12 protein-coding genes are annotated in these 12,126 nt (G+C 45.7%); 1 reads left to right on the top strand and 11 read right to left on the bottom strand.

The annotated features are described in order from the left end of the window. Nucleotides 1-290: 290 nt before the first annotated feature. Entirely contained in the window at nt 291-665 is a 375-nt protein-coding gene (locus tag FHW88_RS28610; RefSeq protein ID WP_090528220.1) for a DUF3037 domain-containing protein, read from the bottom strand. After that, the gene (locus tag FHW88_RS28605) at nt 652-1,449 is read right to left on the bottom strand and encodes a HipA family kinase (RefSeq protein WP_176628926.1); all 798 of its coding nucleotides are present in this window, start codon (nt 1,447-1,449) and stop codon (nt 652-654) included. Before FHW88_RS28605 ends, FHW88_RS28610 begins: the two co-directional genes overlap by 14 nt. 636 nt (nt 1,450-2,085) lie before the next feature. Between FHW88_RS28605 and FHW88_RS28600 the strand changes: the two genes are divergently transcribed. Beyond that, nucleotides 2,086-2,583 carry a DinB family protein gene (locus FHW88_RS28600; RefSeq protein ID WP_176628925.1) on the top strand — a complete coding sequence of 166 codons (498 nt, stop codon included), beginning with the start codon at nt 2,086-2,088 and terminating at the stop codon, nt 2,581-2,583. Between the two features lie 82 nt (nt 2,584-2,665). Here the strand turns inward: FHW88_RS28600 and FHW88_RS28595 are convergent, their stop codons facing one another. The 9 genes from FHW88_RS28595 to FHW88_RS28555 form a co-directional block, all read right to left on the bottom strand. Beyond that, on the bottom strand, nt 2,666-2,872 hold the full coding sequence (locus FHW88_RS28595; protein WP_090528232.1) for a hypothetical protein: 207 nt from the start codon (nt 2,870-2,872) through the stop codon (nt 2,666-2,668). 934 nt (nt 2,873-3,806) lie between these two features. After that, a complete protein-coding gene (locus tag FHW88_RS28590) occupies nt 3,807-4,637 on the bottom strand; it encodes an amidohydrolase family protein (protein ID WP_176628924.1) in 831 nt (276 codons plus the stop codon). Next, nucleotides 4,624-5,475 carry a fumarylacetoacetate hydrolase family protein gene (locus FHW88_RS28585; RefSeq protein WP_129571394.1) on the bottom strand — a complete coding sequence of 284 codons (852 nt, stop codon included), beginning with the start codon at nt 5,473-5,475 and terminating at the stop codon, nt 4,624-4,626. Before FHW88_RS28585 ends, FHW88_RS28590 begins: the two co-directional genes overlap by 14 nt. A 12-nt stretch (nt 5,476-5,487) precedes the next feature. Further along, the gene (locus tag FHW88_RS28580) at nt 5,488-6,777 is read right to left on the bottom strand and encodes an alpha-L-fucosidase (RefSeq protein WP_176628923.1); all 1,290 of its coding nucleotides are present in this window, start codon (nt 6,775-6,777) and stop codon (nt 5,488-5,490) included. Between the two features lie 12 nt (nt 6,778-6,789). After that, the gene (locus FHW88_RS28575) at nt 6,790-7,554 is read right to left on the bottom strand and encodes an SDR family NAD(P)-dependent oxidoreductase (RefSeq protein WP_176628922.1); all 765 of its coding nucleotides are present in this window, start codon (nt 7,552-7,554) and stop codon (nt 6,790-6,792) included. 372 nt (nt 7,555-7,926) lie between these two features. Further along, nucleotides 7,927-9,588, bottom strand: coding sequence for a UxaA family hydrolase (locus tag FHW88_RS28570; RefSeq protein ID WP_176628921.1), 1,662 nt, complete (start codon nt 9,586-9,588; stop codon nt 7,927-7,929). Nucleotides 9,589-9,637: 49 nt separating this feature from the next. Further along, a complete protein-coding gene (locus tag FHW88_RS28565; protein WP_176628920.1) occupies nt 9,638-10,990 on the bottom strand; it encodes an alpha-L-fucosidase in 1,353 nt (450 codons plus the stop codon). 11 nt (nt 10,991-11,001) lie between these two features. Then, a complete protein-coding gene (locus tag FHW88_RS28560) occupies nt 11,002-11,334 on the bottom strand; it encodes an L-rhamnose mutarotase (protein WP_176628919.1) in 333 nt (110 codons plus the stop codon). Nucleotides 11,335-11,634: 300 nt separating this feature from the next. Continuing rightward, nucleotides 11,635-12,123, bottom strand: coding sequence for a hypothetical protein (locus tag FHW88_RS28555; RefSeq protein ID WP_176628918.1), 489 nt, complete (start codon nt 12,121-12,123; stop codon nt 11,635-11,637). Between the last annotated feature and the right edge of the window lie 3 nt (nt 12,124-12,126).

Raw genomic sequence — 12,126 nt, 5'->3', positions numbered from 1 at the left:
TTGTGCTTATAAAACTAATGGATTTGATTTTATGATGATGGAGAAATGGTGTGATGAGAGGTAATGTAGGGGCGATTAGATGTTGGTGACAACACCAGCATCGGCGAAGTGATGAGAGGTAATGTAGTGTTAAGATAATGTTCTTGCGCTCGTTTGCAACGAGTGCTTAATCTGGTTTGGCGATTGTATCGCCTGTGCGTTATAAACGCAAACCCAGCTACGCACTCGTTACAAACGAGCGCGAGCTTTTTTTTCTTCCCCTTTGCCTGTGTCCTCACGAGCAAATATCATCACAACACCATCTGCTCAAACAACCTGTTCAGCGTAGCCTCCGCATCAGCAGTCATGCCCGGATGCACTTTGGATGCCTGTACCACCGTACTGCGTGTAGCCGTAAGCCAGCGGAAGCGTGAGGGCTGATCAAGCTGCGCTATTGGCCCTGCATCCTTTTCGCCATTGCAGATGCGCTCAAGCGAATTGATATTTTCCTTCAGGCAATCCAGGTCAAGGTCACCGCAAAAGGCAGCTAACCTTGCGTCATCAGCCTTGAACAATACTTTTAAAAACTTTTGCTTAGGGCAAAACAGGATCACCCCTATATTGATAAACTCTTCGCGCTCCACCCTTGGTACAACGCGGATTATGGCGTACTCAAATACCTGCATATAGGGCTTGTTTTGCGGCGTTAACAAATACTTCTGAAGCGGCCAGCCGGGTTATTAAAAACCCGGCGTATATATTTCGTACCTCATCAGGCGTTTCTTCAAAATCGCGGTAGGTGATCCACTCGTCGGGGATCAACGCAACTACATCACGGATCTTTTCGGGCGTTAGGATTGCTTTAAATTCAGCATCAACCGTGTCCAGTTGGTTGGCGCGGGGCAGCAGCACATGGTCTTTCACCTGTAAAAACGGGCGGGTAGCCATTTCCTCCCAGTTGTTCCATGAGTGATGAAAATACAGCGCGGCGCCGTTATCAATCATCCACAATTCTTTATGCCATATCAGCATATTGGTGTTACGGGCGGTACGGTCTACATTGGTAAGCAAGCAATCGAACCAAACTATTTGCGAAGCCAGTTTGCCATCAACAATAGTTACCGCCGGATCAAAAGTAATAGCGCCCGACAAATAATGCAGCGCCACGTTAAGCCCCACACTAAACTTCAGCAGGTCCTGGATCTCTTCATCAGCTTCCGAACGGCCGAAGGCTTCGTCTAAATTGGCAAATACCAGCTCAGGGACCTTGAAACCTAACAGGCGCGCTATTTCGCCGCCAATAAGTTCGGCAATGAGGGCTTTTACCCCCTGGCCTGCCCCACGGAATTTCAGTACATATAAAAATTCGTCATCGGCTTCGGCAATAGCCGGCAATGACCCGCCCTCGCGCAACGGCGTTACGTAACGGATCACGTTAACGGTGCGGAGCTGTGGTGGTGTGTAGTTCATAGTTTAAATTAGCAAAAGCCAGCGTTAGGGATTGCAGCGGATACCGGCCCTGAGCGTAATGCCTACAGGCGTATGAGCGGAAAGCCCGGGCCGCAGGCAACGCCCAATTAAATGAGCTGAGGTTTTAAACAACATACATTCGCCGCTCATTTGCCGCGGTGGCTGTTACTTTTGTCTTGATACAAAAGTAACCAAAAACCGAGTGAAACGAGCTCATGAGTACCTATTAAAACATAATACTTAACGAATAAATCAAGTCAGCAGAGAGGTTTCTTTGCCCACAGTCCGCCCTCCATGCCTCGCCATGCCTTTGCCCTGCAAAACAGGCAGAACCACGGCTGCTAAATTTTGCCTGGCCTTACCCGTTTCCTCTCCCGGCAAAATTCGCTAATGCCTTTGCAGCCACACAAGCCCACCATTGTTCTGCCTGCTTTCACCCGAAACTTATCTGCTGACGGAAAAGTTCCGTTTTATATAATCATTTATCTAAAAAAGAGAATCCGATTAATCCTAAAATCCCAAAAATCACGGTTCAGAAATAAAATCAGCGAAATCAAAAAAATCAACGGTCCCTGCTGACATAGGGCTGTCATTATCCCTTTGTTATTTTACATCATAAAACAAACAACAACACTTATGGACACTTTGAAATCGTTATTGCAGGAGATGGAGCAGGAAGCTCAAACCACCGAAAAAATGCTAAGCCGCATCCCCGACGATAAATACCAGTGGAAACCGCATCCTAAAAGCATGACTATTGAACAGCTATCTACCCACATTGCTGAACTGCCTACCTGGGTTACTATTACCTTAAATACCGACGAACTGGATTTTGCCACTGTACCTTACGAGCCTAAAAAAGTGAGCGGCACTGCCGATTTGCTGAAGTTGTTTGAGGATTCATTGGCCGATGGCTATTCAAGCCTGCAAAAAGCTGATATCAGCACGTTTGATAAAATCTGGACACTACGTAATGGAGAACAGATCCTTAATCAGCGGACAAAAGCGGAAGTGATCAGGATGACCTATTGCCAGATTGTACACCACAGGGCACAGTTGGGAGTTTATTTACGTTTACTGGATATCCCGATACCGGGCAGCTACGGCCCAAGCGCGGATGAGAAGGGTTTCTGAAAAAACAGGAGTAATAAGATCAGTTTTTAAATACAAAAGCAAAGCAGGCAAAAGCGTGCTTTGCTTTTGTATGTTTTTGCACTCAACTACGGTGCTTTGACAGCTTACCTGTATTTATTTCTTCAAGGAAGCCATTTTCATTAATAGCATATCGGGCCTCAGAGGTATCGGTATCTATCTTGTAATTAACGGTCTTTACTTTTTTGTTCCTGATCCTTTTGCCAAATATGAACATCGGCAAAATGAAAACCGCAAGCAGGACTACAACTTGTAACAGGGTTGTGTACATAACGTCTAACATAAAAATTTAAGTCTGATTGGTACCCATATAACGTTATCGGGAGAGAAATGGTTCGCCTTTTTAATGTTATTTTATACCCATCATGTGTACATATAGCTAAATGTGTGCCATACTTATATCTGACGCTCTGTATTACCTTAATATTACATTTACGCTGATATTTAATTGATTTATAATTAAATGCACCAAACACTGCGCTATCATATTGATAATAGAGCCTATCGTTTTGAAATAAATAATATACAGTACAGTTTAGTGATTTTAGTACAGTGGCGAAGTATCGTAAAAGAGCGAAATTTGATGAGATTAAGACTTATCAAACCATGTCATATCGATGGCGCTTTTATTTGTTTTTAAACAGCCTCTGAAATGGACAGGATTTTAAATAGCCGGAGATATTTCAAGAGAAATCCAATAAATCCGAATAATCCGCCCAAATCCCGGTTCAGAACATGGGCGTTGCCTGCGGCCCGTGCTATGCGCTCATACTGCACAGGCATTAGCCACAAGGCCGGTATCCGCTCCTATCACTAACGCGCCCCGCGCACCATCTTTAAATGTATTTTACACGTCATTAGGATTTTTTTCCGGGGAGCCGCGGTGGTTATCCAATGACATAAATTACAAAAGCGTTCGTGAGGACACCATATGTGTTCGGAAGATTTTTAATTCCCTCCCCTGGGAGGGGTGCGGCTGGGTTTCGTGGTGGCAGGGAGGGGTTTATACTTCATTTCGGGCGAATAAGTCTGTGAATGAAACCCCTCCCTACACCTCCCAAGGGAGGGAATCGCACTATCCTCGCTTTTTTTATTTCTTCCGAACACTTCTGGTGAGGACACGAACGCGGGGTAATGAATTAATTTAATCTCCCCGATCCGTGTCCCCACGGATCGCCTGTCATTTGCATCAACAGTAACACCAGCTACAAGCTGTAAAAAGCAGCCGCGTTCCCGCCAAAAAACAATTCCTTTTCTGCAGCGGAAAGTCTTTCAGCATACAGGTCCATTACCTCCATTGTTTTTTCATAGCCTCCGGCCAGAAGGCACACTGGCCAGTCGGAACCGAACATTACCCGGTTGATACCGAAAGCGTTGAATACAATATCGATATAAGGGATAAAATCAGCTGCGGGAGCGTGGTCCCAGTCCGCCTCGGTGAGCAGGGCCGATACCTTGCAGGATACATTGGGATAGCTTGCCAGCTTTTCGATATCCTGTTTCCATCCATCAATTTTTCCGGCTTTGATGTATGGCTTGGCCATGTGGTCGAGCACAAACTTTTGATCCGGAAATTCAGCTGCCAATTGCGCAGCATACGGCAAATGGTTAGGGAAGATGAGGATATCATAAGTATATCCGTGTTTGCCCAAAGCGGCGATGCCTTTTTTAAATTGCGGATCAAGCATGTATTGCTCGTCGGGCTCCGACTGCAGAATATGCCGGAAGCCTTTAAGCTTTTCATATTTTTTGAAATGATGCAGGCGATCTTCAAGGTCACCGGCTTTCAAATCTATCCAGCCTACTACCCCTTTGATGAAGGGGTTAACGGATGCCAGATCTAACAGAAATTCTGTTTCCTTTTCCGACTGATCGGCCTGAACGGCGACACTGCCATCCATGCCGTGTTTTTGCAGTACAGGTAACAGGTCTTCGGGATAAAAATCCCGCCCTATTACCTGCATGTCTTCAGTGATCCAGCTGTCCCTTACCGGGTTGTATTGCCAGAAATGCTGATGTGCATCAATTTTTAGCATAAGCTATCAGGTTTTGTTTTGATTCGCCAAGGCCTTCAATACCTAATTCTACCACGTCGCCTGCTTTTAAGTAGATCGGCGGCTTCATCCCTAAGCCAACCCCTGCAGGTGTACCTGTCGAGATAATATCGCCCGGCAGCAGGGTCATGAACTGGCTGGTGTATGAGATCAGGTGCGGCAGGTTAAATATAAAGTTTGAGGTAGTACCGTCCTGCATGGTTTCGCCGTTAACTTTTAGCCACAGTCGCAGGTTATGCGGATCAGCAATTTCATCAGGTGTAGCTAAAAACGGGCCAAGCGGCGCGAAGGTATCACAGCCTTTACCCTTATCCCAGGTACCATTACGCTCCAGTTGAAATTCACGCTCGCTTACGTCATTGTGCAGTACGTAACCGGCAACGTAGTCCATAGCCTCGGCTTCTTCCACATACGATGCTTTTTTGCCGATAACCACAGCAAGTTCCACTTCCCAATCGGTTTTAACCGAGTTTTTAGGGATCATGATATCATCAAACGGACCAACAATAGCGGTGGTTGCTTTCATAAAGATCACCGGCTCGGGCGGCAGCGGTGCATTGGTTTCTTTAGCGTGATCGGCATAGTTAAGGCCAATACAAACCAGTTTTGAAGGGCGCACGATAGGACTTCCTAAGCGTACATCATCGGCAACTTCGGGCAGTAAGTTATCTTTTATAAAATCAGCAAGGCGGCTAAGTCCGTCAGTTTCAAAAAACTGTTCGGTGTAATCTTCGCCAAAGGCCGATACATCATATCTTTTATCGTTTTGTATAATTCCCGGCTTCTCTTTCCCAATCTCGCCAAATCGTATAAGTTTCATATTGTCGTTGTATTAGTTTGTTATCAGTTTAATAATTGTATCGTTAGGGTCGGTTGCCACGCCGCTAAGATATACAAACACGCCCTCGGTTTGTTGTTTAAATTTCACCGTGCTGCCATCGGCCAGTAATGCTGCTTTAGTTACTTTGCCTTTTAATTGCGGAATGAAAACGTAGGGTTGTTGCGGTGCGGTCATCACATGCACATACAGGTTTTTATCTTTTTGGGTGATTACTCCCCAGGGCTGTGCCGGGATACCGCTGCCTCGGGTACCATAAATAGCTTCCCCGTTTTTTTGTACCCAGGCGCCTACAACAGCCAGTGTATCGGTAAATTCAGGCTGAATTTTTCCGTTAGGCATCGGGCCTATGTTCAATAAAAAGTTTGCATTTAAACCGGCTGCGTTCACCAAATAATGGATTATGCGTTTTGATGATTTAAAGCTCCTGTCGGTAATGTTAAAGCCCCAACTGTTGTTGATGGTTTCGCAGGTTTCCAAAGGTAATGCACCTATTTTTGATTTACCGCTGAAGCCGGTTGTATTGGCTCCGGGCAGGTCTTTCTCAAACATCTGGAAATCCTCGCCTTCTTTAGGTTCAAGGTGATGGTTGTTGCCTACCAGTATGGCGGGGTTCAGTTTATGGATCAATCCGTAGATCTCGTCATAATGCCAGTTAACATCACGCTCCCAGTGGCCGTCAAACCAAATGCCTTTAACGCCGGGGTATTTGGTAATGAGCTCCGTAAGCTGCGCTTTCATGAAATTGATGTAGCTGTCCCAGTCGCCATTTGCGGGTTTGCCGTCAACTATCGGACTGCCATAAGCATAATCCTTGCGGCCCCAATCCAACAGCGAATAATAAAAATGCAGTTCGATGCCTTCTTTAACACATTCCTGCGCCAGCTCCATCAGCGGGTCTTTGTGGTATGGCGTAGCATCAACAATATTGTACGGCGATGCTTTAGTACCAAACATGCTGAACCCATCATGATGGCGCGAGGTAACGGTGATATACTTCATACCCGCTTTTTTGGCAAACATCACCCAGTCGTGGGCGTTAAAAGCCTGCGGATTAAAGAAATCGGCCAGGCGTTTATAGCTATCATAAGGGATATGCTTTTCATTCATCACCCACTCGCCCGCGCCAAGCTCACTGTAAATACCCCAGTGAATAAACAGGCCGAACTTCATATCCTGGAAATTTTGCCTTGCAGCAAGGTTGTCGGCCGTTGGCGTGTAGGTTTGAGCACCCGCGCGTACGGCGCCAAGCAACATACCCATTAATAATAGCTTTTTAATCATATCAAGTCAGGTTTAATTGTTCAGGGTAATAAAGCCGCCATCGATAGGGTAATCGGTACCGGTAATAAATCCGGCCTCATCCGAACACAGGTATAGCGCCAAAGCTGCTACTTCTTCAGGTTTGCCCATCCTGCCTATCGGCTGGCTTTTTGAGAGCTTTTCGAAGATCTCATCCTCCTTGCCGGCGTAGTTTTTGGCGATAAAGCCATCCACAAAAGGTGTATGCACCCTTGCCGGCGAGATACAGTTGCAACGGATGTTATCATGCAGAAAGTCGCGCGCTACCGATAAAGTCATGGCATGGATGGCGCCTTTGCTCATGGAGTAAGCAAACCTGTCGGTAATACCAACGCTGGCCGCTATGGAAGCCGTGTTGAGGATCACGCCGCCGCCATTGGCTTTCATTGCCGGGAGGGCCGCGTAAAGGCAGTTGTAAGCGCCTTTAACATTCACGTTAAACACGCGCTCAAAATCTTCGGTGCTGGTATTATCTGCCCTGCCAATATGCGCTATGCCTGCGTTATTGATCAGGATATCTATCTTACCTATTTTGGTAAAAGTATCAACCACTTGTTGCTGGTTGCTAACATCACACGCATAGCCGGTTGCTTTGCCACCTGCCGAAGTTATTTCAGTTACGGTATCGGCTGCCGCCTGGTCATTTAATTCGATGATATGAACTTCGGCACCCTGCTGTGCAAATAACACGGCCATAGCTTTGCCTATGCCGCTGCCGCCACCGGTTACAATTACTGATTTATTGGTTAGTTTGAACATAAGTATGGGCCGGGCCCCCTCTAAATCTCCCCCTAAAGGGGAGACTTTTTTGTTTTTATGGTTATTATTAATTTATCTCTCAACTCCATTGTTGGTATTGTCACCAACAACTTTTTTCAATTCCCTCCCTCGGGAGGGGTGCGGTTGGACTATGCGGTGGCAGGGAGGGGTTTATACACCATGCTTGCCGATTAAACATATCGAAGAAACCCCTCCCTACACCCTCCCGAGGGAGGGAATCGCACGAGCCCCGGCTTTTATTGATGTTATAACGATACTCTCCTCTTCACCGTTGTTGGTGTTTCCGCCAACAACTTTATACTTTCACGCTAATCAAAAGCCCTCTCCCTTTAGGGGAGGGTTTGGGTGGGGCTACAACGACACCCCTCTCTTCCACGGAATAAAATCATCCTGGCCAAGTTTTACCGACTTTGGTTCGGCTTCGCCGCTGGCTACTTTTATTACGTAATCCAGGATCCGCTCGCCGGCCTGCTGGATGGTTTCAGTACCTTCAATAATGGTACCGCAGTTAATATCTATAATATCGGGCATGCGCTGAAACATAGCCGTATTGGTTGATAGTTTGATGACCGGCGTAACCGGGTTGCCTGTAGGCGTCCCCAAACCGGTGGTGAACAATACGATGTTTGCACCTGCGCCTACTTCGGCAGTGGTGCTTTCCACGTCGCTTCCGGGGGTACATAGTAAATTCAAACCGGGTTTGATTACTTTTTCCGGGTAATCCAATACCGCTGTTACCGGCGATGTACCACCTTTTTTCGCTGCACCGGCCGATTTGATAGCATCAGTGATCAATCCATCGCGGATATTACCCGGCGATGGGTTGGCATAGAAGCCTGACCCATCCGCCTCTGCACGTGCATTATAAGTAGTCATGAGGTGCATGAAGCGGTTAGCGGTTTCCACATCGATACAACGATCGCTCAGTTCCTGCTCCACACCGCAAAGCTCAGGGAACTCTGAAAGGATCACCGAACCGCCCATGGCAACCAGCAGATCGGATAAATAACCCAATGCCGGGTTAGCCGAAATGCCCGAAAAACCATCCGAACCGCCGCACTCCAAGCCAACACACAGTTTTGACAATGGTGCAGGTTGACGGGTTGTTTCATTGGCTTTCACTAAACCCGCGAAGGTTTGTTTCAAAGCTTGTTTCAACAGCTCGCTTTCGGTGCCTACTTTTTGCTGTTCCAGTACAACCAGCGGTTTACTGAAATTAGCATCACGTTTAGCAATTTCATTTTGCAAAATGCTTACCTGCGCATGCTGGCAGCCTAAGCTTAATATGGTTGCTCCGGCCACGTTGGGGTGGGTAATATAGCCTGCAATGAGTCCGCAAAGGGTATCTGAATCTTCGCGGGTGCCACCGCAACCCATGCTGTGACTCAGAAATTTAATACCGTCGATATTTTTGAACAGGCGTTTAGAGTTTGGCTTATCCTCGGATACCTGGATATCGGCATTCAAAATTTCCTCAACAGATTTACCGGCCTGGTAAAGTTCCATCAGTTGCTCTACATCACCTTCATAGCTTTTGGCTTTTTTATAGCCCAGCTTATCAACCAGTGCTTCCTTTAATACGTTGATATTCCTGTTTTCGCAAAAAACCATCGGTACCACAATCCAGTAGTTACCTGTACCTACCGAACCATCGGCACGGTGGTAGCCCATAAAGGCTTTGCCTTCAAAGTTAGCCGTATCGGGCTGGTGCCATTGTAGTTTGCGATCGCCCAAATGAAAACCTTCGGCCGCGTGGTGTACATTTTCGGTGGTTAACAAACCACCTTGCGGTATGGTTGCTGAGGCTTTGCCTACCAGCACGCCGTACATGTAAATTTCCTTGTCTACCGGCAGTTCGTTAATGGCGAATTTATGTTTAGCTGCTACTTTATCTACCAGTGTAAACGTTTGTCCATCAAACGTGATAACGGTTCCCTGCGGCAGGTCCTGCAAGGCTACCAGTACGTTATCATGCGGATGGATCCTTAAATATGTTTCCTTTTGTGTTGACATTATTTGTATATGATCGGCCCTTTTTTTAGTAAGGACAATATTTTTTTGCTTATTGCTGAAGCGTAAGTTCAATTACCGGAATTTCATACGGCGGTTTTTGTGCGGGGAGCGTTAACTCCAGGTCGTCACCGCTGCCATCCTTATATAAAAGCTCCGAGCTGTCATTTAAAAACTGCGCGTATTTGATCTTGCCTTTGTAACCAGGTAAAACCAGCTTGCCTTGCGGATAGTTAAACAAATGTATATACAGTTTACCGGCGGCTTTGTTATAAGTAAGCTTGGTTCCCTCTGGTATTTTATAAGTATCAGGAGCAAATGTACAGTTGTATACCGATTTGCTGTTGGCGTGCATCCAGTAAGCAAGGCTATCCAGCGCGCGGGTAGCGCGATAGTCAAACTCACCGCGGGCGGTTGGACCCACATTCAGGATCAGGTTGCCGCCATTGCTTACCGAAGTAATTAACAGATCAAGCAATTGACGATGGGTTTTCCAGGTATTTTCATCACGGTAGTAGCCCCATGAACCCGAAAAGGTTTGGCAGGTTTCCCAGGTTTTGCCACGGTATTTAGCTAACTCGGCGGTGCTTACCTGTTCAGGGGTTTCAAAATCGGCGCCGTCTTTATACTCTTCCAAATTAAGGCGGTTATCTACAATAATGCCCGGTTGTAACTTCCTGATCAGCTTAAGCAATTCAACTGATCCCCAATCGTCTTTGCCTTTACCGTGCCCATCCTTACGGGGGAAAGAAAAATCAAGCCAAAGGATATCGATTTTACCGTATTTGGTTAGTAGTTCGGTGATCTGATCGCGCATGTACTGGCGGTATTTGGCCATATCACGCCCTTTGTTCAGCTTAGCGTATGATGCATCACTTTTATCGGCAGGCGACTGCGGATGATGCTCATCTATTATATAATCGGGATGGTGCCAGTCTAACAGTGAATAATAAAAACCCACTTTTAAACCCTGTGCCCTGAAAGCGTTCACATATTCACGTACCAGGTCGCGTTTGGCTTTGGTATTGGGAGCTTTATAATCGGTAAATTTTGAATCGAACAGGCAAAATCCTTCGTGGTGCTTGGTGGTCAGCACAGCATATTTCATCCCTGCCGCTTTGGCCTGCTTTGCCCATTTCTGCGGATCAAAAAGATCAGGGTTAAACTGGTCGAAATATTTCTGGTAACCCGCATTATCAATTTTTTCGTTATGCTTTACCCATTCGTGACGGGCGGCCTGCGAGTACAGGCCCCAGTGAATGAACATGCCGAAGCGGTCGTCCTTCCACCATTCCATGCGTTTCTCTTTCTGGGCGTCGGTTTCGGTGCCTATCATTTTTTGCGCAAATACCGATGGGGCCATCAGCAATACAAACATCAACAGTAATTGTAGTTTCTTTAGCATAACTATTCTATTTATAAGGAGAAAATTTTGTCCATTAAAACCCATTTTGCACCTGCGGGCGCATTTTTTACCGGCGACTGAAATCCCCACATCAAATCTTCCCATTCCTTTACTTTAGGGTTCGCCGCATCTAAAGCTGCCGATTTATCGAAACTGAAAGTATCATCAACCTCCATGATCATGAACATGCGGGTATCAAAACGGTATATCTCCATTTTGGTGATTCCTTTGGCGATAATGCTGTCATGAATTTCGGGCCAAATAGCCTGGTGATATTTTTCGTATTCGGCAATGAGTGCCGCGTCATCTTTCAGATCGAGGGTTAAACAGTATCGCTTACTCATAGAATAGCTCTCAAAAAAGTTTATATCGGTAATACAAAGAAATAAGGTTTGCAGGTAAATAGTTATCGGGAATTAAACAAAATGTTCAACTATTTTGGCATAGATCAGAACCATGATTTTCAGGATCTAAGGATTGTCATGATTTTTTCTGAACCGGGATTTTTAAGGAATCTATTAGATGGACAGGATTTTTGTCTGAACTGTTTTTTGAATTTGTTAAATGGACGGAATTTTAAATAACCAGGGATATTTCGACTATTATCCCGGCAATCCTTAAATCCCGAAAATCACGGTTCAGAATCAATCAAAACCTAAATATTCCTTTTGGTGCACTTCTACCGAGCCGGAGATATTATCGTGATTAAGGAATATTACGATATGGAAAAAATCATTATCAAACAGATAGATATCGTTTTTAATATCAGAACCGTGGAGTTTCATGATCAGGCCCATGTGTTTTGCCTGGCCTATTAAATTAATGATGTGTTGCGGTGTAGAAGTGGCGTAGGTAACGGTGCGCAATATAGCCCCGCTGCTTAACTTGCTGTTAACGCCTATTACAATGGTTTCTTCCTTATTATCCGGCCCTATCCTGTTCAGGTGCTCAATGCTGTTGCCATTAACATCCTGGAGATACTGGCGCTTGAATTTTTTTCCGAGGGTAAGATAGTTGTGTGCTTCGGCGTTTGAAAGATTGGAGATATTTGCCAGATCATTAATGGTTATGCTTTGGGCAAACAACGCTGCGCTGCAAAATAACAATAAGGCAATTAACAGGGTTCTCTTCATTTT

Origin of the sequence: Mucilaginibacter sp. SG538B, from assembly GCF_013376065.1 — a bacterium.
GTDB classification, from domain to species: domain Bacteria; phylum Bacteroidota; class Bacteroidia; order Sphingobacteriales; family Sphingobacteriaceae; genus Mucilaginibacter; species Mucilaginibacter rubeus.
Note: the sequence above shows the minus strand (reverse complement) of the source record. Positions and strands in the feature narration are given on the sequence as shown.